A 23,006-nucleotide genomic window follows, 5' to 3' on the forward strand; every position below is an offset into this window, starting at 1 on the left:
AAAACTCCTGTAATCCGGTACTCATTGGGATGCTGACCAGGGTTGTCGCTGGTGTGCGAGGACAACCACTGCGGGCGGCAAGAATAACATGAACTGCAGATGAGGAAAACGTTTGCGTCACTGCGTGCGCAAAGCGAAAATTTGTGACGGAGGTCGGATCAGATCGGCAGAAACGGCGTCAACAGTGGGTTTTAAAGGGATTAGCCGTATAATGTGCGTCAGTATGATGGATAACAATAACGAACATAAACAATAATGAGCCAGACCAACAATGAACTTTTTGCCGACATCCGCCCGTATCATGATGCGGAAGTCGCGCCGGTCTTAGCCGGCATCCTCAGTGATGATGAATTTATTCATGCTATCTGCCGTTTTCGCTATCCGCGGTTGTCGCGTTGGGCCGGCTGGTTGCTGAAACCGGTAGTGCGTTATGTACTGCAGCAGCGTGCGCGTAATATCACCAGCGTGCGGGCGTTCCAACAAATTGTTGAACGCTATATGCAGCACATGATTGATACCACCACCGATGGTGTGACCTACAGCGGCTTGGAAAATCTCACTCCGGGTGAGTCGTATCTGTTTATCTCCAACCACCGCGATATTGCGATGGATCCAGCGCTGGTGAACTGGGGCTTGTACCATAATGGCCATGACACGGTGCGCATTGCAATCGGCGATAACTTGCTGCGTAAACCGTATGCCTCCGACATTATGCGTCTGAATAAGAGCTTTATCGTGAAGCGTTCGGCCAAAGGCGTGCGTGAGATGTTGGCCGCGTTTACCGAGTTGTCCGCGTATATTCGCCACTCTTTGGATGAGAAGCAGTCGATTTGGATTGCTCAAAAAGAAGGGCGCGCGAAAGACGGTAATGATCAGACGGATCCTGCGATTTTGAAAATGTTCTATATGAACGGCAAAAAGCAACAGATCCCGATGGCGGACTATTTTCGCAGTCTGAATATCGTGCCGGTGGCCATTTCTTATGAATATGATGCCGGCGAAGTGGAGAAGGCGGCGGAGCTGGCGCAAAAGGCGCGCGGTGAGACCTATGTTAAAGCCGAATTCGAAGACTTAGACAGCATTGTGAAAGGGATTGTCGGCTATAAAGGTCGGGTGCAGGTGTCATTTGGCCCGGTGATGCGCGAAGAGATGAACTCACCGGAAGAGTTGGCGGCGTGGATAGACCAGCATATTACTGAGCAATATCATCTGTTCCCATCCAATTTATTGGCGGCCGGGATCAGCGATGAGATCAGCGTAGAAAAGCAGCAAGAATTTGCGATGCGCATGAGTCAGGTGCCAGCTGAATTGCGTGAGCGAGTAGAGCGTTGTTATGCCTTGCCCGCCTGCAAGCAGCGCGGTTTGCCATTGCCACCGGAGCCACATGACGAAAGCGCCGCATGAAAAAAGCGCCGCGTGCAGAATAGCGCAATGTAGAACTCGCTAGGCGCAACATCGGAATACGTAGGTAGACATAAATCGGGCTCAATGAGCCCGTTTTGCTTTTCTACTGTTTGGCAGAGATTCGGTGTGCGGACATCACGCTTAGGGCAACGACCGAGTAGTGCAGGCGTGAGCGATAAAACGCGGGGCGGCGCGGGTTATTAGTTGCGCGGCGCAAAAGGCAGCACGTCGAGGCGCACCCCATCAGGGCTGACACGCAGCATCGAGCCTTGCTGATACCAATCACCTAGCACAATACGTTCGGCGGGCTCGCCATCTAATTGCCAGTGATGGATATGTGGGCGATGGGTGTGGCCGTGAATCAAGCGGCGCACGCCGGCGCTGCGTAGCGCGTTATCCACGCTGCTGGCATTCACATCCATGATGGACGCACTTTTTTGCTGGTTGTGACGGCTGCTTTGTTGGCGCATTTTCGCGCCGATCCGTTGCCGCCAGCTAAGCGGTAAGCGGCGGAACAGCCATTGTAACCACGGCAGATGGACACGCTGACGAAAGCGTTGATAGGCTTCATCGTCGGTGCAGAATGTATCGCCATGGGCAATCAGTGTCGGGGTGCCGTACAGGTCAATCACGGCAGTTTCCGGCAGCAGGATCATGCGGCAGCGGCGCGCGTAGGCCTCACCGAGCAGAAAGTCTCGGTTGCCATGAATAAAGTACACCGGGATCCCCTGCTGGTGCAGGTGCAAAAAGGCCTCAGCCACTTGCTGCTGCAATGGGGTCTCTTCGTCGTCGCCGATCCAATATTCGAACAGATCGCCTAGCACATACAAGGCATCGGCAGCCGGAGCCTTATGTTGCAGGAAATCTAGCAGGGCCGCCGTGATCTCGGGCTGGGCCTCGCTTAGGTGTAAATCAGCAATAAACAACGTCGTACGCATAATCCGGTTTCATCAACCTGTCTTCACAGGGGAGTTATCAGGTAAAGCTCGAAAGTAACAGGGGGCATTACGCCCCCTGTTTATAATATCGGCAACAGTAACAGAAAAATTACTCGCTGACAGTCACGCTGTTGATGATCACTTCATCACGTGGCACGTCTTGGTGGTAGCCGTAAGAGCCGGTAGAAACGCCTTTGATCTTGTCAACCACGTCCATACCTTCAACCACTTCACCGAACACGCAGTAACCCCAACCGTCACGGTTTTCCGCGCGGAAGTTCAGGAAATCGTTGTCAGCAACGTTGATGAAGAACTGGGAAGAGGCTGAGTGCGGATCCATAGTACGTGCCATGGCGATGGTGCCACGCTTGTTCTTCAGGCCGTTGTTAGCTTCGTTTTTGATGCTGGCTTTGGTCTCTTTCTCAACCATCCCAGGCTCCATGCCGCCGCCTTGGATCATGAAACCGTCGATCACGCGGTGGAAAATGGTGTTGTTGTAGAAACCTTCACGGCAGTAGTCTTCAAAGTTCTTGGCAGTGATCGGTGCCTTTTCGTGGTTCAGTTGCAGAACGATGTCGCCGTGGTTGGTGTGCAAAGTGATCATCTGATGCTGTCCTTTGGAGTTATCAGTTTGGCTGTAGCTGGCGTGCTGAGCAGACGATATATCTGGATGACACACCGGCCTAGTCCGGTTACGGGCCGCAAATGGCCCGATCAGGCTCGGGATTGTACCCAAATGGCGCGGCCGGGGAAACCGGCATACCGGCTGTACGCTCTAAATGACAGCAGCGAAACGGACCGATCCCACTTTCCAGTATAAGTCAGCTTGCATTGGGGCTGTTTTCTGGGTTCAATACCCTGATTATGCTCATCATCCCACAAGCAAACGGGTATTTATACGATGCTGAAAATTTACAACACGCTGACACGACAAAAAGAAGAATTTAAGCCGATCCATGCAGGAAAGGTTGGCATGTATGTGTGTGGGGTGACCATTTATGATCTCTGTCATATCGGCCATGGCCGCACCTTTGTGGCGTTTGATGTGGTGGCGCGTTACTTGCGCTATCTGGGTTACGACCTGACTTTCGTGCGTAACATCACGGATGTGGACGACAAGATCATCAAGCGAGCGGCAGAAAACGGTGAAACCTGCGATCAGCTGACCGAGCGTCTGATTGCCGATATGCATGCCGATTTTGATGCGCTGAACATGCAGCGTCCGGATATCGAGCCGCGTGCGACCAAGCACATTGCCGAAATCATCGAAATGGTACAGCGTCTGCTGGATCGCGGTCATGCCTACGTGGCTAGCAACGGCGATGTGATGTTCTCGGTTGATACCTTTAAAGATTACGGCAAGTTATCACGCCAAGATCTGGAGCAGTTGCAAGCCGGTGCACGCGTTGATGTGGATGAAGCCAAACGTAATCCAGTGGATTTCGTGCTGTGGAAGATGTCTAAGCCGGGTGAGCCGAGCTGGACTTCGCCGTGGGGCGCGGGTCGTCCGGGTTGGCACATTGAGTGTTCGGCGATGAACAGCAAGCAGCTAGGCGAGCACTTCGACATTCACGGCGGTGGCTCCGATCTGATGTTCCCGCACCATGAAAACGAAATCGCGCAATCTTGCTGTGCCCATGACACGCCGTATGTGAATTACTGGATGCATTCGGGCATGGTGATGGTAGACCGCGAGAAGATGTCCAAATCGCTGGGTAACTTCTTCACTATCCGTGATGTGCTGAATCACTACGATGCGGAGACCGTGCGTTATTTCCTGATGTCCGGTCACTATCGTAGCCAGCTGAATTACAGCGAAGAGAACTTGAAGCAAGCGCGCACTGCGCTGGAGCGTCTGTACACTGCGCTGCGTGGTCTGGATCTGAGTGCGGCACCTGCTGGTGGTGAAGCGTTTGAAGAGCGTTTCCGTACGGCGATGGATGACGATTTCAACACGCCAGAAGCCTATTCCGTGCTGTTTGACATGGCGCGTGAAGTGAACCGTCTGAAAGCCGATGATCTGGCGGCGGCTAACGCTCTGGGCGCGGCACTGCGTCAGTTAGCAGGTGTATTGGGTCTGCTGCAACAAGATCCAGAAGTGTTCTTGCAAGGCGGCGCTAGTGCTGATGATAGCGAAACGGCGGAAATCGAAGCGCTGATCAAAGCGCGTAACGATGCGCGTGCGGCGAAAGATTGGCCGGCGGCAGATGCGGCACGTAACCGTCTGACCGAGATGGGCATTGTGCTGGAAGATGGTCCGCAAGGGACAACATGGCGTCGCGCTTAATCTCAGCTGATGCGTTATCTGCATGAGAAAATAAAAAACCGCCGTAAGGCGGTTTTTTATGCGCGTAAAACACAACGGGATAACGGCATTTATACCGAGCGCGGCGTGTTCTGTGCGGCGAGTTCGGTTTCCGCGGCCTCATGCGCTAAATGATGATGGCTATGCGGCAGTTTGTCGCCACAGAATTTACAGTGCAGCGCGTCGGCATCATGGCCGGTGCGATGACAGCTGTTACAGCGGATCCGGTCTTTGTTCTTTTGCAGCTCTTCGGTTAGCTGCGCGGTCAAGATGCCGGTAGGAACCGCAATGATCGAGTAACCAATCAAGATCACCAGTGAGGCTATCACTCGCCCAGCGGGGGTGTGTGGCACCAGATCGCCATAACCCACGGTAGTCAGAGTTACGATAGCCCAGTAAATGCCCATTGGAATACTGGTAAAGCCGTTAGTCGGCCCTTCGACCACAAACATCAAGCTGCCGAACAGGCACACCATCAGGCCGACCGCACCAAAGAACACCATCACTTTACGGTGCGTTTGGATCAAACAGCGCCACAGCAGATTGGCTTCCGACATGTAGCGCACCAGTTTGAGAATGCGGAACAAGCGGAAAATACGCAGTACTCGCAGCATCAAGGTGTACTGCGCGCCCGGTAAGAACAGCGACAGATAGACCGGTAAGATAGAGATGAGATCGACCAGCCCGTAAAAGCTTTTGGCATAGCGCAGCGGCTTAGGCGAGCAGTACAGACGCAGCAAATACTCCAGACTAAACAGGATACTGAAGACAATCTCACAAAAGATAAAAGGGCGGTACCACGGTGAGCCGGCCTCCAGTGTGGAGCCGATAATCAGTACGGCGACACTGAATAGCACAGCAAAGAACAACAGTATTTCAATGGCGCGGCCAGAAGGGCGCGAAGCATCGAATAAAAAGCGGTACAGGCGGTGGCGAAATTTACGTGGTTCAGACATAAAACATCCGTCAGCGGTTGCAAGGGCTTCTTGATGCCGCAAAGCGCGGGTTAATGCAAATTAACCCGCACGAAATGTTAATTATGACCGATTTTTTTGCGTGTCAGTGCAATGCTGTTACTGGTCGTGGTATTTCTCGCAGGCCAGCAGGGTATTTTGCATCAACGTCGCCACCGTCATTGGGCCGACACCACCCGGTACAGGAGTGATCCATGCGGCGCGCTCTTTGGCCGTGGCAAAATCGATATCGCCCACCACTTTGCCATCTGGCTGGCGGTTGATGCCCACATCAATCACGACTGCGCCTGGCTTGATCCAATCACCCGGAATAAAGTGTGGTTTACCCACCGCCACGACTAACAGGTCGGCACGACGCACGTGGCTTTCCAGATCGCGGGTAAAGCGGTGAGTGGTGGTGACGGTGCAACCGGCCAGCAGCAGCTCCAGTGACATAGGGCGACCGACAATATTCGATGCGCCAACGACCACCGCTTCCATGCCGTAGGTGTCGATACCGGTTTTTTCAATCAAGGTCATGATGCCGCCAGGGGTGCAAGGGCGCAGCGTCGGAATACGCTGGCACAGACGGCCGATGGTGTACGGGTGGAAGCCGTCCACATCTTTGTTGGGATGGATACGCTCGATGACCTTGGTGGTATCGATGCTTTCAGGCAGGGGCAGCTGTACTAAGATGCCGTCGATATCAGGCGCGGCGTTCAGCTCGTCAATCAAGGTCAGCAGTTGGCTTTCGGTGGTGTCAGCCGGTAAATCGTAAGAGCGGGACACAAAACCGACTTCTTCGCAGGCCTTGCGTTTAGAGCCGACGTAGATTTGGGAGGCGGGGTCCTGACCGACCAGAACTACTGCCAATCCGGGGGCACGTTTACCTTGTGCAATCCGCTGTTGTACTTGTTGGGCAACTGTCGCTCTGACTTGTTGCGCAATCGTTTTCCCATCAATAATCATACCAGCCATCAGACCTGCGATCTCCCACACATTTAAGGAAGCCGTATTGTGTCAGAAACAGGCAAAAGAGTCAGCAGACTTCATAGTTTAAAACCAGACTGCACAAAAAATCATATTCTTGCTGGAGTTTTAAGCATTTAGTCGCTTTCGGGGCGAAAACATTTTGACTCGCCACCGCATCTCAGTATAATCCCGTCCCTATCAAGTCAGGTATTCGATTATTGATGCGTGGCGAGAGTCGGTGAGTAGCGCAGTCCGGTAGCGCAACTGGTTTGGGACCAGTGGGTCGGAGGTTCGAATCCTCTCTCACCGACCACTATTCAATAGTGAGTGCACCCTTAGCTCAGTTGGATAGAGCAACGGCCTTCTAAGCCGTGGGTCACAGGTTCGAATCCTGTAGGGTGCGCCATTTTACCGCGCCAGTGGTAAAGGTAGTACCAAAAAACACCTTCAGTGGTGGCTGTAGCTCAGTTGGTAGAGTCCTGGATTGTGATTCCAGTTGTCGTGGGTTCGAGCCCCATCAGCCACCCCATTCTTCTCGCTTCCTTGCAAATCTCTTCTTTGTGTTTCCCTCTATATATTTACGATTCCTTGTGTTTCTTCACGTTGTTTTTCTATCTCTGACATATCCTCCTGATAATTCGGTCTTCTGTCTTTAGCTGTGATCTGGCTAACGTTTTGCCGTTTTCACCGGCAGATAACGGCGTTTGCCACGGAAAAGCATCAGCGATCAGGCTGTTACCACGATAAAATATTGTCTGACAAAAAAATAAAAGCAGTGGGATCTCATGAAAAAACGAGTGCTTTCGGTGTTACTCAGTGCGCTAACGCTGGGGCAGGCTAATGTGGCGCATGCCGAACAAGAGGCGCAGATTAACCCATGGTGGCCAAAGCCCGTTGCGGTGGCGCTGGCGGCGGCTAAGCAAGGGAATGTGGAAGCGCAGTTTGCGATAGCTGTGCGTTATGACGATGGTGTCGGCGTGGAGCAAGATGATACGCAGGCGTTGTACTGGTATCAGCAAGCGGCGAACCAAGGCGAGCCGGTAGCGCAGTACAATGTGGGGATTTTCTACAGTGTGGGGCGCGCGGTGGCGCAAGATCCGGCGCAAGCTGTGCTGTGGTATCAGAAGGCGGCGCGGCAGAATTTTGCGCTGGCACAGTACAATCTGGGCAGTGCCTACGAATACGGTTTGGGCGTTGCGCAAGATGATGAACTGGCGCGTGATTGGTACCAAAAAGCCGCCGAGCTAGGTAACGCGAAGGCGCAGAATAATTTAGCTCGCCTTTACCAACAGGGGCGCGGGGTGCCGTTGAATGCCAAAAAAGCCCTGTATTGGTATGAGAAAGCGGCGCAGCAGGGTGATGTGGTGGCGCAATGTAATGCGGGCGCGATGTATGCTAATGGGCAAGGGATCCGGCGCGACGATAAAAAGGCATTTGATTGGTATCGCCAAGCGGCTGAGCAAGGCGATGTGCAGGCGCAATACAACGTGGCGCTGTGGTATGCCGCCGGTCAGGGCGTTGCGCAGGATAATGCGCAAGCTGTGTACTGGTATCAGCAAGCGGCACTGCAAAATGATGCCGATGCGCAGTATAGTTTGGCGTTGATGTATGCCAACGGTGAAGGCACGTCGACCGATTTTGTGCAGGCGTATGCGTGGTTATCGGTGGCGGGTGCTAATGGTTTGCAAGGGGCGCTGGCGACTCGCGAAGATGTGGAGTTAGAGATGACGCCAAGCCAGTTGGTGGATGCGCGCCGTTTGACGCAGCAATATTTGCTGCGCTTTGAAGCCAAAGCTTCGTAAGGGGCTAGGGCGGATACGTATTGATTCGGCCTTTGCTGCGCTGGCTCATGGCGTTTTTAGCGGCAGACGCGATTTCTGCCGCTGTGTTTAGCCTGATACAGCAGACGGTCCGCTGCTGAGTACACTTTTTCAAAGCTATCATGTTTGCTGGTGGCGCGGGCAATCCCAAAGGATAACGTTAGCTGGATTGGGGTGCCGTTATAGTCAAATTGGCGCTGTTCGGCGCTCTCACGAATCTGTTCGGCTAATGCAAAGGCTTGATTGACAGTATGTTTTTTGAATAAAAAAGCAAACTCTTCTCCACCGACGCGGGCTATCACGCCTTGCTCGCCAATAATTTGCTGAAATAGCAAGGCAACCTCACGCAAAATAAAGTCTCCGCCATCATGGCCATAGGTGTCATTGATCTTTTTGAAAAAATCGATATCGGTCAGTACTACAATGGCGCTGTTGTGGATGTTGATTTTATCCCAGATACGCGCAATTTTGCGGCGGTTATACAAACCGGTTAGTGGGTCAACTTCAGCGGATAAGATGGCGTCATTTTTACTGATATACAGCCGATACAGCAGGGTGACGGCAATCGCTTGGAAGATGAGATTAAAAATAAATCCATAGCCAAACAGTTGTGCGGCTTTTAAATGCGATTGGTTTTCGTGAGAGCGGATCTCGCCAATATAGTCATTATTTTTCTGCACTAGGGCGTAACTGAGATTATCGATTTTGCGCAGGTAATCGATACTGCGGAGAAAGTCTGTTTCGCTTTGCACCTGCTCGTTCAGACCATCGAGATACAGGAGCCAGTTATCTTGCAGGCGGCGATAAATTTGGTGCTCTTCGGTGGATTCAATCAGCGGATAGTAGTCAGTAATGGCGGTGCTGACGGCTTGTTGCTCTTTGCTGTTGCGGATCTGGGCAGACGGTTTTCCTTGCAGACGAAGATCTAATAAGGCATAGCGTAATTCGTCGGTCGACATCATTAACGAGCCGGATAAATTTAAGGCCGGGATGGTTTTTTGCAACAGAGAGTCAATTTTAATTTTTAGGCTGTCGTTATCATTGAGTAGGGTGTGGCCAATAAGAAAATAAATCGTATTGGCCAGCAACACGATGGCGAATGCGCTGAGAAGAAATGATCTCTTTTTTCTTTTCACGGTAACCTCTCTGATATACCGCTGAGATCAGCGTTTATTTATATAATTATGCAACATTGTGTTTTTATAATGCGCAGCGTTAGACATTAACCAGTATCTGCTAATAACTATTAACCATAGTTAAACTAGCATAAGAATAATGCGGTATGTCGTTTATAAAACGGGCTTTACAATGGAATAAGCCAAGGTGTTTTAACCGCAGTGGTGTAATGCCAAATTATGGCGCATGATAAATGCCGCAAGAGGGTATTTTAGGAGTATGCAGATGATTAATTCGACCACCCCTTCATTGGAAGGGCGCACTATTCGCTCTTATCACGGCGTTGTCACCGGAGAGGCGATTTTGGGGGCCAATTTCTTCAAGGATTTTTTAGCGGGGATCCGTGACATTGTCGGTGGCCGTTCTGGTGCGTATGAAGATGAACTGCGTAAAGCGCGCGAAATGGCGTTCGCCGATATGAATGCACAGGCGGCAGAGTTAGGCGCCAATGCGGTGGTGGGTATCGATGTGGATTATGAAACCGTCGGTAAAGATGGTGGGATGTTGATGGTCAGTGTTACGGGAACCGCGGTACGGGTCGAGTGATCTCTTTTGTCAGGCACGCTTAGGTGTGCTTGTGTGGCGGGTTTGCCCCTAGGCGCGCGAAGCTGACAGGGGCGTTATTGTGATTCTGCACGGTGTGTGGGTTTGGTGGTCAGCTGTTGTGCGCTAATTTTTCCCTTTCCCTTTCCCTTTCCCTTTCCCTTTCCCTTTCCCTTTTTTCTGGCTTTTACGTCTTTTAGGTTTGTGCTGTTGCTGGCGGTATTACACGGTAAATCGCGCTGGCCTGTCATAAATGGAAATATCAGTAACGAATATGTATGCAATTTGTGTGGGTGCGGTTAGTATGCTGCTTGTGAGTATGTACGGCTAAAAATAGCATTTAAATTCACTTTTATTGCGTGACCATGTGTCTATTACTGTGATTTCTTTTATTGGGTAGAAAATAGCACAGATCGCTCATTCAGATTTAATTGATTGATTTTCAATCATATTTCATTTTAACCACTCTTTGTTTTGTGAACTCCATCACACCATAAAACCCAAGGAAACATTTTGTTACATTAAGTTACTTGATGTCTTATACCTCATAAATAAATATGTATTCATAAATTGAGCGTAATTATTCAATTTATAATATGTTTCTCGACACCATTTGCGTTATTGGCCATAGCGGTCTGACGGTGGTGTAGAACCTGTAATGAAGACATTAATTGATGAGGATATGTGACATGACGATGAATATGAGTGTATTGGCTGCGGCAACGACCATGCTGCTGGCTGCGGCGGCTCCGGCCAGTGCGCAAAACGTTGAAGTGGTTCAACAGCAAGTTCAGTACAGCTGTGGGGTGTTTAATCCAAACCCAGTGAATGCGACTTATCACTATGCCGGTGATCAAGTGACTCAGGTGACTCTGCAGTATGCGGATCAAGAGCTGGTACTGCCGGTAAATCAAGCACAAGGCAAGACGCTGGTATTTAGCAGTGGTGAGCATCAGTGGACTGTGTCCAAGCCACACCCAGATCATCAGCAAACCCATCCGCTGAATGATGGTGAACTGGCACAGTTAAAGCCGCATGCCGCGAAAGGTCAGGTTTTTGCTGTGGCTAAGAAAATGGAATCTAACTGCTTTGCCGAGGTAATGTGATTGGTGACCGACGACCATCCCGACGAGCACTCTCCGCAACGGTGAGACGGATGGTGGTAACAGTGTCTGACACTGTGCTCAACAAAGCCGATTTCTCCCAATAAAAGCCGTCCTGTTTAGGGCGGCTTTCGTTTTTCTCTCTTCTGCTGCTTCTTCTATTCATCCCTTTCCTTTTCGTTGTGCTTTGCGTGTCTGTTGCCTAGGGGCTGGATCTGCGCCTTGCTGTGGCGAGAGAGCTGCCTGCCGTTGCCATCAATTTATGCGTATAATTTTCTTTTCTTTTTATGAGTACGTGAGCGATGGCTGAGGATTGCCGCGATCAAACCCGCTGGACGCGATGGACGTATGCCCGCGCACGCTATACGTTGCCCAATATGTTTTGGGAGTCGGCTCTGTTGGGGATCTTAGGTCTGCTTTGGGCGCTCAGCTTGCCGATTAGCGCGTTAGCCGCACCAGCCGTGCATCTCGGTGAGGGGGATAATCTGGCGCAACGCTTGTTGCCCCCATGGCAGCAGTTTAGTCAGCGCGCCGAGAGTCATGCGACCACGGTGGTGACGCAGCAGACGTTGAATCAGTTTCCGCAGGGGCTGCTGCTAAGTGGTAGCCGGTATCCGATGACGTCAGAGTATGGTTGGTCTACCTTGCGCGCGCTCTACCGTTTTAGCCGTGATTGTCCGCTGACAATGGATAATACCTCGCCGGTGACGTTGCCTGCTGGGCTGGATAAGGCGTATCGCTTTGAGGCGGCGCTGTGTCAGGGCCAGCCTTTATCGACAGCGCAATTACGCCCCTTTTTGACTCAAGCGCCGCTACGTTATCCTGCCGGTGGCAGCTATGCGGATCGTTATCTGCGCTGGTTACAGGCGCGGGGGCTTGTGGCTCCCATGGCAACGCTGCGGTCAGAGTACGCCAATTGGTTGAGTGTCGACGACAGCGCGCATCCGTTGCATCAGGCGTTGGCGTCATTAGCACCAGCGCAGCGCGATCTGCTGCTCAGTGGCGATAGCTGGGTGCTGGATAGTGCCGAGCGTTTGTGGCTGAGCAGCCCAGTTGGGCTTAAGCGACTTGAGCGCGCACAGTGGCAGGCGTTGGCACATCAAGCAGGGATTACGCTGGTGGCGCGCGATAGCGTGGCACAATGTCCGCTGCCGGTGGGGGCGCTGTGTGTGCTGCCAGCTCCCACGCGCTTTAATCGTGGTTGGTTACTGTGGGGCGCGTTGGCGCTGTGTGCCTTGTGGGTGGCGCGTTTATTGTGGTTACGGCGACGGGCCTCGCAGGAGCGCCGCTTTGTGCTGCAATTATTAACGCACGAACTGCGCACTCCGGTGGCGAGTTTAGCGCTCGCATTCGAGACGTTACGCGATGAGTATGCCGCGTTGTCTCCGGCGGGCCAGCTGGCGTTGGGGCGTGCGTTAGGTGATGGGGCGCGCTTGGCACGTTTGACGCAAACCAGTCGCGAGTTTTTAAGCTTATCCGGCCGGGCGCGTTGGCCGACGCAGACTGTGTTGCTGGATGAGTGGCTGGAAGGCGTGACCGAGAAATACACCGATTTGCTGACTGTCGATGTCGACTCGGCGGCGATTGAGTCACAGCTGGTGACAGTACCAGCCTATTGGCTGGCCTTGTGTCTGGATAACCTGATCCGCAATGCTCTGCAGCATGGCCGTGCACCGATTACCTTGCGGGTGCAATTATCAGCGCAGCGTTTGTCGTTGACGGTGGAAGATGCGGGTGAGGGAGCGTCGCGTGCTATCTCGAGTACAACCACATCGCACGCATCAGGCATGGGGATTGGTCTATTTTTGGTGCGGCGCATGATGCAACGCGCCGGCGGACGATTGCGCGTACAGCGCCGTCCAACCCGCTATACCTTGGAGTTACCACGATGAGTCGGATACTGCTGGTGGAAGATGATGTTCCGCTGGGCGAAGGGGTGGCGGCCTGTTTGCAACAAGATGGGCTGGAGGTGAGCTGGGTGCGTCGCTGCGCAGATGTGGCGGAGTGCTGGATGCGCGCCGACTTGGTGGTGCTGGATCGCCAATTGCCCGAAGGCGATAGTCTGCAGTGGCTGCCGGATTGGCTGTCGCTCAAGGCGCTGCCGGTGATCGTGCTTACTGCGCGCACCGAGGTGGAAGACAGGATCGCGGGTTTGCAAGCCGGCGCGCGCGATTATGTGCTCAAACCGTTTGTCGCCGCTGAACTGCTGGCGCGCGTTCGTGCGCAGCTGCGTCCGGTCGGTGAAGTGTTGCTGCAATATCGGGTTGGCCCGCAGCAGCTGACGGTGAGTCTGGCTCGTCAGCAAGCGTGGCTTGATGGCGAGGAAGTGGCATTAAAACCCAAAGAGTTCAGTTTGTTAGCGCTGCTGCTGCGTGGGTGCGGGCGCGTGTTTCATCGCGATGAACTGCTGAATCTGGTGTGGGGGTATGAGGCATTTCCGTCGACCCGCACGGTCGATAACCATATTTTGAATTTACGCCGCAAGTTGCCGCTATTGCACATTGATACCGTCCGCGGCATGGGCTATCGCCTGAATCCCGCAGATGCACAGGAGAGATGATGAGAATCCGACAGACTTTTCGGTCACCAGTGATGACTGGGCTGCTGTTGGCTGGCGTGCTCGGCAGCAGCTTGAATGCCCGTGCCGACAGTGGCTTTGCCGGTAGCTGGTTTGCTGCGAGCGCTTTGACGCCGGCCTATCAAGCCTTGGCCGCTGGCGACAGTGCGCTGGCGTGGCAGTATTTGCTGTCGGCGGTGCGTGCGCAGTCGGTTCCGGTCAGCGCTTGGCAGCCGTTGTATCAGGCGATTTTGGAAGAAAGTGAGTGTGGCCGTTTGTTGCCGTCGGTGACGGAAAGTCCGGCCAGCTTATCGTTACAGCAGCGTAGCAGCGGGGAGCATCAAGCATTTCAGGTGCGTTGGAGCAGTGCTGCGGATCAGGCGATGCGGCTGGAAGGGGCATCGACAACCGTTCGTTTGATGCCGGACGCGGCAGCGGTGAGCGTGGCTAATCACGCCAAGCAAGAGGCCGAGGACATCGAGTTAGAAAGCACTGAGCTTTCCGCACCACTGCCTTCTGGCGTATATCAGATCACGCGCTCTGCACAGTCATCGAACCCATCGGAGCAGCAAGTCGTCGCGGCGCCAAGTGCGGGGCCAAGCGCGGGGACGGCGTCGATTTTGCTAACTCCGTGGCCGCAGCAGCACTGGGTGCAGTTGGACGGGCAGGGTAATCGACTGCAACTGACGCCGCCAGTGACGGTACGCAGCTGTCCGGCGGTCTCGTTGCAGTGGCAGTGGTTTGATGCAGAATATCGTCTGCTCGGTGCGCCGTGGCCGATCCGGTTAAATGCGCAGGGCGCGGCGCAATTGCCAGAGACGATCCCCGCCAAGGCGGTGTGGCTGAGTGCGGTGGTGACGCAGACCCGCTATCAAGGGCAATTGCGCATTGCCGAACAGCAGCGGCTGACCTTACCGCTACGCTGGGTGCGCAGCGCGCAAGGGGAGCAGTAAGACAGCAACATGCAGCACGTGATGAGTAACGCGAGTGTGCATTGATGACATTGCGATGACAATTGGCCGGTTGGCATGCGCTGTAATACGGTGGTATCGCCTATTACAAGGAATATCGTCATGTTGTCTATCTCTTTGCGCTGCTTGCTTGGTGCCGGCTCACTGTTGGTACCGGCCAGAAAAATACCGTCGCGCTTAGTTTTGCGACTTTTATTTTTGCGTCCTTCAGCTTGGCGTACTGCCGCGTTGCTGATAAGTGGCGTGTTAGCAGCGCAGCCGCTGTATGCGCAGCCTATCCAACCCGCTATCAGTTTGCCGGCAACCGGTGGTCAGTATCTGATTGAACCTCAGACCTTGGCGATTAGCTGGCTACCAGATGCGGCAGGGCAAGATGCGCCTGTCGCATATCCGGTGAGTGATGGGGGTGAAAAGCGCGCGGTCAGCGCGTTGCAGGTACAAGCGACACGGGCGCAGTGGCAGTGGCCACAGGCGGTAGTCGAAGCACGCAGTGAAGATGGTGATGTGCGATTGACGGTGCGCGCGCGTTCGCTAGAGGCTGCACCCATAACACTGCGCTGGTTTAGCCTTGCACCGCAGGTCAGTGAGCTGGCGTTGCCGTTTAGTGAAGGGATGCGGGTGCCGGTTGCCGATCGGCGCTGGGCGACATTTTTGCAGCAATCTTACGATGGCAGCAATACCACTCAAGATTTGAAACTCCCGTTTTGGACGCTGCGCTTAAGTTTGGCTAATTTAGGGGCTGCCAATATAGGTGTGGCGAATACGGCCGCTACGGCAACCACTACAACTCACGCTACCACAACGAGTGCAAACGCTGCGCTCTATACCAGTCTGATTTTACTGACGCCGTTTGATAATCAGTTGGCATTTGCCGCCCGTCAAAATGGCAACGTGGCGATGCAAGCTGAGCATCGTTTTGACCCGCTCAGTCCGGCTCCCGAGCTGACGGTTTTGCTGCATACCGGCAATGATTGGCTGTCTGGTGCGCGCCGTTATCGGCAGTGGCGGCAAGAGGTTGGTCTGCGCGAGCCGCTAAGTGCCAAGATTGCTGCTAACCCCGAGGTGGCCAAATTAATCGGTGCCTCGCACGTCTACCTGTTTGGACGCGATCTGATTGATGTGGATGATGTGACCAACTGGCCCGCGTTAGCCACCTTTTTGCTCAATGATCCGCAATTAGCCCGTCATCTTGATGCCGCGACACGACGTGAGCTGACGCCGCTAGCTAGCGCAAAAGAGCCGGCCAATCGCTATACGCGCCGGGTGTTGGTCGAGGCGCTTAATCAAGCATTGAATGCGCAGTTTCCGGTGTCATTACCGCGCGCGGAAGGCGCGCAGAGTATCGCGGCACAATTTCAGGCGGCGCAGCAACGGCGTGCCTATCTGCGCCAGCACGCCAGTGCTTGGTTGCTGGCTGATAATTTGTGGGGCAGCGGATTGAGTCAGGGCATGCTGACCGCGTTGCAACAAGCAGGATTAACTCATCTGTGGTTAGGTCTGGATAACTGGATGCCGGCGTTTTATCAGCCGCAGGTGGTTGAGGCGGGGCGGGCGGCAGGATATTTGCTGGCCAGTTATGACTCGTATGGTACGGCCATTCCGGCGGGCGTTAATGACAGTTGGTTGAGCGCGCAGATCCCCGATGCGTGGCGCCAACGCTGCGGTATTATCCAAGCCGACGGTCAGCCGTTACCGGGGTTTCGTGGTAAGGGCAGTTATTTGAATCCGGGCTGTATCCGTCCGTATGCCGAGGCGCGGGTGAAGGCGCTGATGCAGACTGGCAAGTTTAATAGCCTGTTTATGGATGTCGATGCCGCTGGCATGGCGCTGAATGATTACCGTTCACGCAGCGCTCTCGCGTCAAAACAGAAGACAAAAGACAAGTCACAAGGGCAGTCAAAATCAAACGCGCAGCCGCCGTTGGATCAGCATGCCAGTGTGATGGCGGCAGATTTTAACGCGCGTCTACAATGGCTCGCGGCGCAAGGCTGGGTGACTGGCTCGGAAGACGGCAATGCGGTGACGGCACGTGGCTTGGCCTTTGCTCATGGTCTGGAGACGGTCGGGTTTGGCTGGGGCGATCCGGAGATGACCAAAAATCGTCAGTCGCCGTATTTTCTCGGTGCGTGGTATCCGGATAATCAGCCAGACTTTTTCTTTCGTCCGGCACAGGTTAAAGCGCCGTATCAGCAGCTGTTGTTTGCGCCGCAATACCGATTACCGCTGTATCAAGCGGTGTTTCATGACGAGATCATCAGCAGCCACCACTGGCACAGCGACAGCCTGAAGTTCAGTGATGTGCAAGGCTGGCGTGATATCACCGCGATGCTCTACAACACGCCGCCGATGGTGCACTTAAATCGCAATACGGCGAAAGCCGGCAGTGTTCGGATTAAGGCGCTGCAACATTACCAGCAAGCCTTTTTACCGTTGCACCGCCAGCTGTGGGATAAGCAACTGGAGCAGTTGCGCTGGTTGACCGCCAATGGGCTAGTTCAGCAAACGCGTTTCAGTGATGGTTCGTTGATTACCGCCAATTTTAGTCAGCAAGCGCAGCAGGTAGCGGGCAACACCTTGCCGCCACTCAGTGTACTGGCGCAGTTGGCTTCCGGTGAGCAAATTCGCTGGCAGTCGCAGGCGGTAAAGGGAAAATCGCAGTAACGCCGCATTATCGTGCGCAGAATGAATTGCCGTTAGAAAAACGGCATTGGTGTTGCCTATCTGTGCCCACGATAAAAACGCAATAGCCGCCCAAACACAGGCCAATACATACCTGTTTGGCGGCTATTTATCGAGCAATATGCTAGTTATCTAATTTTTAGTAGGGTTAGCGCTGGTTTATCGTCCTGTTTATATTGTTTTTTATTGTGACTATGTGAAACAAGAGGAATAAACTACCGGCGTGTATTTCTGCCTTACCGCGATGTTATTCGTATACAGCAGCGAGAGATAAATGCGTTTTTTCTCGGGTTTGCCAATTTCGACTTCGCTATTTCGTCTTTCGACAAGTAGGGCAGAAAGCCGCCTGCGCGATTAGCGCGGCGGTAAGCACAGGTAGTGCCGTCTGTTGAACACGGTACTCTTATGGTAATGAATAATTTGCAGTATTGACCTGCAAGGCTATTTCGAGTGTAACATGCCCTGGTTAACCCTTTCTGTTTGTATCCTTTTCCTATTGTGCTGCTGGCTGTTAATCAAACTGCAGGCCGCAGAGTGTAAATTATCCCGTCTGGTATTAATCGGTTTGGTATTGGGTGTCGCCATTGGTGCCGGCATGCAGTATTTCTTTGGCGCCGATGATCCGCAGGTCGTGCTGGCGTTGAGCTGGCTGAAAATTGTTGGAGGCGGCTACATCAGCTTGCTGAAGTTGGTGATGATGCCGCTGATCGCCATTTCCATCTTGTCGGCCATTAATAAGCTGGAAAATGCCCGTTCGCTGGGGCGGATCAGCGCGGTGGTGATTGCGGCAATGCTGGTGTTGGTGATGATCGCCGGTTTTGTCGGTGTGCTGACGACCTCGCTTGGCGGTTTGACCGCGCAAGGGCTGCTCAGCCACGGCGGGCTAAATAGCGCTGAGCTGCAAAGCAGCGCCGCAGAAGTGCAGAATTTGAGTCTGCCACAATTGTTGTTATCGCTGATCCCCACCAATGTGTTTGCCGATCTGGCCGGTAGCCGTTCATTGTCAGTGATTGGGGTGGTGATTTTCTCGGTACTGGCTGGGGTGGCGTTGTTGCAACTGCGCCATGATAAGCCGGAGGCAGGCGCGCTGATCGGTAAAGGCATTGATGCCGTGCAGCTGTGGGTGATGAAGATGGTGCGCACCGTGATTGCCCTGACTCCGTATGGGGTGATGGCACTGATGATCAACGTGGTGGCGCATTACCGTCTGCAAGATATTTTGAGCCTGCTGAGTTTTATCGGTTTGTGTTACGCCGCGATGTTGCTGATGTTTGTGGTGCACATGCTGATTTTGTTGCTGCTGGGGAAAAATCCGCTGCATTATCTGCAAAATGTTTGGTCAGTGCTGACTTTTGCCTTTATCTCTCGCAGTAGTGCCGCGTCGATTCCGCTCAGTATCGAAGCGCAAAAACGTATGGGGATCCCAGACAGTATCGCTAACTTTGCCGCGTCGTTTGGCGCCAACATGGGGCAAAACGGCTGCGCGGGGATTTATCCGGCGATGATGGTGGCGATGATTGCGCCAACCTTGGGGATTAACCCGCTCGATCCGGCGTTTTTAGCCACGTTGTTACCGGCGATTGCGCTGGGCTCGATTGGTGTGGCCGGCGTTGGTGGTGGCGGTACCTTTGCGGCCTTGATAGTGCTGTCGGCGCTGAACTTCCCGATTGCGCTGGTGGGGGTGTTGATGGCGATCGAGCCGCTGGTGGATATGGGGCGGACGGCGCTCAATGTGAATGGGTCGATCATGGCGGCAACCATTGCCAATCGGGTGCTGAATATCGAGCCATCCACGCCCCAGCAGGCCGAATCCTTGTCGCAATAACTCTTGTCGTAATAACCTTTGAGGCAATAATCCTTGTGGTCACAAGGTATGCTAAATCGCATGGCTAAATACATGCGCTAAAGATAAAAAAACGCCGCAGTTGGGAGTTCTGACTGCGGCGTGGTTGTTTTTGGCTGAGCTATTTATTCATCTGTAATTCATATGCGCTTGATTGATACTCGCTGAGATCCGCGGCCAATTTTCTCGTCAGCGCACAAGATCGCGCTTAGCCAGTACTGGCGTTCATCTCACCCGCTGGTGGCAACTTGGGTATGCGCCATGCATTCGCGCTCCAATGGCTGTTCGATAGCCAAGAGCCAGCCTTTGACTTGATGTGGCTGGCGCTGTGATAGGCGGCCATTATCCAGTGGGCCGGGGACCGCAGGATGCGGGTAGTCGACTTCCCACTTGTGTCCTTCGCTGATAAAAGTCAGTACGCGTCCATTGCGCTCGACATAGGGCAATATCAACTCTTCACCCTGATAACGTAACACCACGTGCTGTGGGCCGCTCTCACTGTATTGATAGGTAGCCTCTACCGCTTGTGGGGTAAATACGCCGCACTCATAGTGCACTCGCTCTTGTCTGGCATCGCTTTGCGTTGCGGCATACGTCGGTAACGCGCATGCCAGCAAGGCTAGCCCCAGAGCGGTACACCGCGCCAAGCCGCGTACGCTTGCATGCCGGATATGTTGTGTTGTCGCGCTCAGGCTAAGAGCTTGCGACATAACGGAGAAAGATACTGTCTGCATCGTCACACCGCCTATCGAAGAGGAAAATTCGTCCGTGAATGGGCTTACGCTATCTATCACCGATTACGCTGCTGGCTGTCGGTTTGCCTAGCGTTAAGTATGGTTGATGCGTGGCCCCTCTGCATGAGATTTGCGCATTTCGCTTATTTTTGCAACAGAATGTTGTTATCTGTGAAAGTGGTGGGATTGTGCTTCAGCAGATAGCGCTGCGTTGCAAATAAAAGCCGCTTTTTGCTTTTCATCCCTTTGATTTTATTTTCTTTTGCTTGGCTTTTCCCTCGGCGACCAGACACAGTTTGTGTGTCTGCTTACATTCGTACATGGTGCGGCACAGGATTTCCTGCCGGTTATGCGCGCATAGTCATGCGCAGTAGCGTGATATTCAGATCTCGCCCCGTCTTTCCACGTAATGTGCTGTGCCTGTGGGCACGCAGAGGGAGTTATTGAACATGAATGCAAATCACCGAATTTCTCGGTTGGCCGGATCAGTGGCGGCAGCGCTGAGCATGGCCGGCCTGATGCTGGCCACTCCGGCCTTAGCTACCCCGAGATTAGCTGCGCAGGCAGCGCCTGAGGTTAACCAACAACAAGAGAACTATATTCCGCCTGAATCGGCGGCTGAAATTAATCTGCCGGTGGCCGGTGAGCTGTATCAAAAGGCGTTGACAGAACAGCAGAAAAAATGGCTGGCAGGTGGCAAGTTAGAGAAAAAAGCCGGTTGGTGGCATGTGGGGATTAAAGGCGAGCCCTATGCCCGTGGTTTTCAATATGGCTATCTGATTGCGCCCGATTTTAAATCGGCGTGGAAAGGGTTATGGAGCATGACCTACTTAACCTCCGGTGTGCCTTATCACGCGTGGAAAAAAGCGGCGATAGAGCAGACCGAAGGGAAGATCCCCGCCGAGTTGTTGCAAGAGATGCAAGGGGTGGCCGATGGCCTGAGCGCTGCGGGGCTGCAGGTTTCGCTGGATGACATTGTCACTTGGAACGATTTGATTGAGCTGACCGGTTATTGGTGGCCATCGGTGGGGATGCAAGAGTACAGCAAGTGGGTGGAGCCGGGGCTGATTAATGCTTCGAAATTTCCGTCGCCTTATCCCAGTGTGAACAAGCAAGATCTGGGGCAGTTGGCTGCGCCCGCACTGCGCGCTGAGGCGCACGGTAATTGCAGCGCCTTTGTGGCGACCGGTAAGGCCACCGCTGGCAAGGGGATCGTGATTGGGCATGAAACGTTCGATGATTTCTGGTCAGGGCAATTTGATAATGTGATTTTGAATATCACGCCAGATAAAGGCTACAAGATGGCCTTCCAGACTGTGCCGGGCATGATTGAGTCTGGTACCGATTTTTGGGAAACCGGTGCTGGGCTGGCGTTTGTCGAAACCACTATTGCCAATGTGTCAGATTGGAGTGCGGGCGGGATCCCTGAATTTATTCGGGTACGGCAAGCTGCGCAGTATGCGCCCAACATTGATAAGTGGGTGCAGCTGATGCAAGAGGGCAATAACGGCGGTTATGCGAATACTTGGTTGATTGGCGATATTAATAACAACCGGATTGCTAAGTTTGGCCAAGGTCGGGTGTACCAGTATTTTAACGAGACAGCGTCAGGCTATTACACCGGTGAAAACGTCTCGGCAGATCCACGGATCCGTTATATCGAAGGCACGGATTCCGATTACAACGATATCCGTCAGCAAGAGGGCGCGCGCCGTTTGCGCTGGATCCAGCTGATGGAAAAATATGACGGCAAGATCAATACCGAGGTTGGTAAAGCGATGTTGGCCGACACCTACGATGTCTACCTGAATAAAGCCGATCATCCGTCATCACGTGATATTTGTGCTGAGTACGATAAAGATCCACAACCGTATGTGTCAGACCCGAATGCGGTGTGGAATGTGCCGTATCAACCTGCGGGCTCTGTCGACGGTAAAGTGGCCGATGCTCAGGATATTAAACAGCTGACGATTATTGCGCGCTTTGGGCGGGCGAATGGGCATGCCTTTGATGCACCGGCTTTTTTGCGGGCGCATCAGCAGTGGGCATGGGAAAGTGACTTCCTGAAAAGTCGTCCATCAGAGCCGTGGGTGAGCATGCCGTTTATAGAATGAGCAACTGATGCGGTATGTGAGCAAAATGTTGCTATGCCCAGTTGCAGATAAAATAGGGTCTGACGTAAGGTAATACGAATAAAGCTCTGCGCCGCTGATGGCGGAGGCTTATTTAACAAGAGTGATGTTCAAATACAAGGATGAGTCTGTCCGTAGCGGGAAACTGCGCTGCGGACAGGAGTGCCGGTAACGCAAAGGCGGATCAGGCCGACATCGTTACCGCTGATGCCTACAGGAGCAGGGGCCGTTATGAGTGCCAGTGTAGCCCGCATTCTGGGTGGATTGTTGTATTACGCGCCGGACTCGGCGGCAGCGGAGCCATTTTTGGCGGCGTTGACCCGCTTGCCGGAATTGGCCGATTGGCCCGAGGAAGATGAAGTTCCGTATTGGTGTCGCGTGTTGCACCTGACTACGGAAGATAAAGCCTATTCGTTTCGGGTGCTGTTTACCGCACCGGAGCAGGGTTTGGCACCGGTTCCGCCGTGGGGCTCGGTCTATCAGGATGCGGAAAACCGTCTGGATGCGGCCTCGACTCGGCGCTATCGCGCTTTTTTGCAGACCCAGCAACTGTTATTGCACCACACTGCCGGTGAGCCGGAAGATCACATCGGTCTGATGCTGCTGACGCTGGCCTATCTGTTGGAGCAAGAGCGCGAAGAGGCGGTCATTGAGCTGTTACGTGAGCATCTGTTGCCGTGGAGTTGGCGCTTTGTGCAGCTGTTGCAGCAGGCCACCGAAGGGGATTTTTACCCCGCACTGTCGCGGATATTAGGCGGTTTTTTAGCGGAGCTGGAGTATCAGTTGGAGATCTGTCTGCCGATGATCCGTTTGTACCGTTAAAGGGCGCGGGCGGTAACCGAGCGTCCGGCGCTGGTAGACCTGAATGATGCACTA

18 protein-coding genes and 3 tRNA genes are annotated in these 23,006 nt (G+C 53.4%); 15 read left to right on the forward strand and 6 right to left on the reverse strand.

Annotated elements, in window-relative coordinates:
• Window positions 1-255 precede the first annotated feature (255 nt).
• Window positions 256-1,404 carry a 1-acyl-sn-glycerol-3-phosphate acyltransferase gene (locus tag NCTC9997_RS04665; RefSeq protein WP_064977439.1) on the forward strand — a complete coding sequence of 383 codons (1,149 nt, stop codon included), beginning with the start codon at window positions 256-258 and terminating at the stop codon, window positions 1,402-1,404.
• Window positions 1,405-1,604: 200 nt separating this feature from the next.
• On the opposite strand, the gene lpxH is transcribed toward NCTC9997_RS04665, so the two are convergent.
• Both lpxH and ppiB read right to left on the reverse strand, forming a co-directional pair.
• A complete protein-coding gene (gene lpxH, locus NCTC9997_RS04670) occupies window positions 1,605-2,342 on the reverse strand; it encodes a UDP-2,3-diacylglucosamine diphosphatase (RefSeq protein WP_010862105.1) in 738 nt (245 codons plus the stop codon).
• A gap of 109 nt (window positions 2,343-2,451) precedes the next feature.
• On the reverse strand, window positions 2,452-2,946 hold the full coding sequence (gene ppiB / locus NCTC9997_RS04675; protein WP_010862104.1) for a peptidylprolyl isomerase B: 495 nt from the start codon (window positions 2,944-2,946) through the stop codon (window positions 2,452-2,454).
• A 297-nt stretch (window positions 2,947-3,243) separates the two neighbouring features.
• Here ppiB and cysS point away from each other — a divergent pair, with 297 nt between their 5' ends.
• The gene (gene cysS / locus NCTC9997_RS04680; protein WP_047708097.1) at window positions 3,244-4,629 is read left to right on the forward strand and encodes a cysteine--tRNA ligase; all 1,386 of its coding nucleotides are present in this window, start codon (window positions 3,244-3,246) and stop codon (window positions 4,627-4,629) included.
• 89 nt (window positions 4,630-4,718) lie between these two features.
• Here cysS and NCTC9997_RS04685 read toward each other — a convergent pair whose 3' ends face one another.
• Window positions 4,719-5,603, reverse strand: a complete 885-nt coding sequence (locus tag NCTC9997_RS04685; RefSeq protein ID WP_064977440.1) for an ion transporter — start codon at window positions 5,601-5,603, stop codon at window positions 4,719-4,721.
• A 117-nt stretch (window positions 5,604-5,720) separates the two neighbouring features.
• Window positions 5,721-6,578, reverse strand: a complete 858-nt coding sequence (gene folD, locus NCTC9997_RS04690) for a bifunctional methylenetetrahydrofolate dehydrogenase/methenyltetrahydrofolate cyclohydrolase FolD (protein ID WP_010862101.1) — start codon at window positions 6,576-6,578, stop codon at window positions 5,721-5,723.
• 230 nt (window positions 6,579-6,808) lie between these two features.
• Between folD and NCTC9997_RS04695 the strand changes: the two genes are divergently transcribed.
• The 4 genes from NCTC9997_RS04695 to NCTC9997_RS04710 all read left to right on the forward strand — a co-directional run bounded on the left by NCTC9997_RS04695 (window position 6,809) and on the right by NCTC9997_RS04710 (window position 8,374).
• Window positions 6,809-6,885 (forward strand) — tRNA-Pro (locus NCTC9997_RS04695).
• 16 nt (window positions 6,886-6,901) lie between these two features.
• Window positions 6,902-6,978 (forward strand) — tRNA-Arg (locus tag NCTC9997_RS04700).
• A gap of 47 nt (window positions 6,979-7,025) precedes the next feature.
• A tRNA-His gene (locus tag NCTC9997_RS04705) sits at window positions 7,026-7,101 on the forward strand.
• 256 nt (window positions 7,102-7,357) lie between these two features.
• A complete protein-coding gene (locus NCTC9997_RS04710) occupies window positions 7,358-8,374 on the forward strand; it encodes a tetratricopeptide repeat protein (protein WP_064977441.1) in 1,017 nt (338 codons plus the stop codon).
• A 56-nt stretch (window positions 8,375-8,430) separates the two neighbouring features.
• On the opposite strand, the gene NCTC9997_RS04715 is transcribed toward NCTC9997_RS04710, so the two are convergent.
• Window positions 8,431-9,528: a GGDEF domain-containing protein gene (locus tag NCTC9997_RS04715; RefSeq protein ID WP_156669238.1), complete on the reverse strand. Its 1,098-nt coding sequence runs from the start codon at window positions 9,526-9,528 to the stop codon at window positions 8,431-8,433.
• A gap of 265 nt (window positions 9,529-9,793) precedes the next feature.
• On the opposite strand from NCTC9997_RS04715, the gene NCTC9997_RS04720 reads away from it, so the two are divergent.
• The 7 genes from NCTC9997_RS04720 (at window position 9,794) to NCTC9997_RS04750 (ending at window position 19,246) form a co-directional block, all read left to right on the forward strand.
• Window positions 9,794-10,114, forward strand: coding sequence for a heavy metal-binding domain-containing protein (locus NCTC9997_RS04720; protein ID WP_010862098.1), 321 nt, complete (start codon window positions 9,794-9,796; stop codon window positions 10,112-10,114).
• 686 nt (window positions 10,115-10,800) lie between these two features.
• Entirely contained in the window at window positions 10,801-11,217 is a 417-nt protein-coding gene (locus tag NCTC9997_RS04725) for a hypothetical protein (RefSeq protein ID WP_039046319.1), read from the forward strand.
• Window positions 11,218-11,516: 299 nt separating this feature from the next.
• Window positions 11,517-13,106 (forward strand): ATP-binding protein, encoded by a 1,590-nt coding sequence (locus NCTC9997_RS04730; protein ID WP_064977443.1) that lies wholly within the window; start codon window positions 11,517-11,519, stop codon window positions 13,104-13,106.
• Window positions 13,103-13,774, forward strand: a complete 672-nt coding sequence (locus NCTC9997_RS04735) for a response regulator transcription factor (RefSeq protein WP_047708209.1) — start codon at window positions 13,103-13,105, stop codon at window positions 13,772-13,774. Before NCTC9997_RS04730 ends, NCTC9997_RS04735 begins: the two co-directional genes overlap by 4 nt.
• Window positions 13,774-14,724: a DUF2861 family protein gene (locus NCTC9997_RS04740; RefSeq protein ID WP_178088344.1), complete on the forward strand. Its 951-nt coding sequence runs from the start codon at window positions 13,774-13,776 to the stop codon at window positions 14,722-14,724. Before NCTC9997_RS04735 ends, NCTC9997_RS04740 begins: the two co-directional genes overlap by 1 nt.
• A gap of 120 nt (window positions 14,725-14,844) precedes the next feature.
• A complete protein-coding gene (locus NCTC9997_RS04745; protein WP_082935475.1) occupies window positions 14,845-17,403 on the forward strand; it encodes a glycoside hydrolase in 2,559 nt (852 codons plus the stop codon).
• A 475-nt stretch (window positions 17,404-17,878) separates the two neighbouring features.
• On the forward strand, window positions 17,879-19,246 hold the full coding sequence (locus NCTC9997_RS04750) for a cation:dicarboxylate symporter family transporter (RefSeq protein ID WP_064977445.1): 1,368 nt from the start codon (window positions 17,879-17,881) through the stop codon (window positions 19,244-19,246).
• A 248-nt stretch (window positions 19,247-19,494) separates the two neighbouring features.
• Here the strand turns inward: NCTC9997_RS04750 and NCTC9997_RS04755 are convergent, their stop codons facing one another.
• Window positions 19,495-19,998, reverse strand: coding sequence for a hypothetical protein (locus tag NCTC9997_RS04755; RefSeq protein WP_156669239.1), 504 nt, complete (start codon window positions 19,996-19,998; stop codon window positions 19,495-19,497).
• A gap of 449 nt (window positions 19,999-20,447) precedes the next feature.
• Between NCTC9997_RS04755 and NCTC9997_RS04760 the strand changes: the two genes are divergently transcribed.
• The gene (locus NCTC9997_RS04760; protein WP_082935476.1) at window positions 20,448-22,112 is read left to right on the forward strand and encodes a C45 family autoproteolytic acyltransferase/hydolase; all 1,665 of its coding nucleotides are present in this window, start codon (window positions 20,448-20,450) and stop codon (window positions 22,110-22,112) included.
• A gap of 249 nt (window positions 22,113-22,361) precedes the next feature.
• Window positions 22,362-22,952: a molecular chaperone TorD family protein gene (locus NCTC9997_RS04765; protein WP_010862089.1), complete on the forward strand. Its 591-nt coding sequence runs from the start codon at window positions 22,362-22,364 to the stop codon at window positions 22,950-22,952.
• The last annotated feature ends 54 nt before the right edge of the window (window positions 22,953-23,006 follow it).

Origin of the sequence: Plesiomonas shigelloides (assembly GCF_900087055.1) — a bacterium.
Classification (GTDB): domain Bacteria; phylum Pseudomonadota; class Gammaproteobacteria; order Enterobacterales; family CAMTGL01; genus Plesiomonas; species Plesiomonas shigelloides.

What these genes read in the sequence shown, in the direction of transcription:
- NCTC9997_RS04665 (WP_064977439.1), top strand. Translation starts at nt 256, where the DNA reads ATGAGCCAGACCAACAATGAACTTTTTGCCGACATCCGCCCGTATCAT.
- lpxH (WP_010862105.1), bottom strand. Translation starts at nt 2,342, where the DNA reads ATGCGTACGACGTTGTTTATTGCTGATTTACACCTAAGCGAGGCCCAG.
- ppiB (WP_010862104.1), bottom strand. Translation starts at nt 2,946, where the DNA reads ATGATCACTTTGCACACCAACCACGGCGACATCGTTCTGCAACTGAAC.
- cysS (WP_047708097.1), top strand. Translation starts at nt 3,244, where the DNA reads ATGCTGAAAATTTACAACACGCTGACACGACAAAAAGAAGAATTTAAG.
- NCTC9997_RS04685 (WP_064977440.1), bottom strand. Translation starts at nt 5,603, where the DNA reads ATGTCTGAACCACGTAAATTTCGCCACCGCCTGTACCGCTTTTTATTC.
- folD (WP_010862101.1), bottom strand. Translation starts at nt 6,578, where the DNA reads ATGGCTGGTATGATTATTGATGGGAAAACGATTGCGCAACAAGTCAGA.
- NCTC9997_RS04710 (WP_064977441.1), top strand. Translation starts at nt 7,358, where the DNA reads ATGAAAAAACGAGTGCTTTCGGTGTTACTCAGTGCGCTAACGCTGGGG.
- NCTC9997_RS04720 (WP_010862098.1), top strand. Translation starts at nt 9,794, where the DNA reads ATGATTAATTCGACCACCCCTTCATTGGAAGGGCGCACTATTCGCTCT.
- NCTC9997_RS04725 (WP_039046319.1), top strand. Translation starts at nt 10,801, where the DNA reads ATGACGATGAATATGAGTGTATTGGCTGCGGCAACGACCATGCTGCTG.
- NCTC9997_RS04730 (WP_064977443.1), top strand. Translation starts at nt 11,517, where the DNA reads ATGGCTGAGGATTGCCGCGATCAAACCCGCTGGACGCGATGGACGTAT.
- NCTC9997_RS04735 (WP_047708209.1), top strand. Translation starts at nt 13,103, where the DNA reads ATGAGTCGGATACTGCTGGTGGAAGATGATGTTCCGCTGGGCGAAGGG.
- NCTC9997_RS04740 (WP_178088344.1), top strand. Translation starts at nt 13,774, where the DNA reads ATGAGAATCCGACAGACTTTTCGGTCACCAGTGATGACTGGGCTGCTG.
- NCTC9997_RS04745 (WP_082935475.1), top strand. Translation starts at nt 14,845, where the DNA reads ATGTTGTCTATCTCTTTGCGCTGCTTGCTTGGTGCCGGCTCACTGTTG.
- NCTC9997_RS04750 (WP_064977445.1), top strand. Translation starts at nt 17,879, where the DNA reads ATGCCCTGGTTAACCCTTTCTGTTTGTATCCTTTTCCTATTGTGCTGC.
- NCTC9997_RS04755 (WP_156669239.1), bottom strand. Translation starts at nt 19,998, where the DNA reads ATGCAGACAGTATCTTTCTCCGTTATGTCGCAAGCTCTTAGCCTGAGC.
- NCTC9997_RS04760 (WP_082935476.1), top strand. Translation starts at nt 20,448, where the DNA reads ATGAATGCAAATCACCGAATTTCTCGGTTGGCCGGATCAGTGGCGGCA.
- NCTC9997_RS04765 (WP_010862089.1), top strand. Translation starts at nt 22,362, where the DNA reads ATGAGTGCCAGTGTAGCCCGCATTCTGGGTGGATTGTTGTATTACGCG.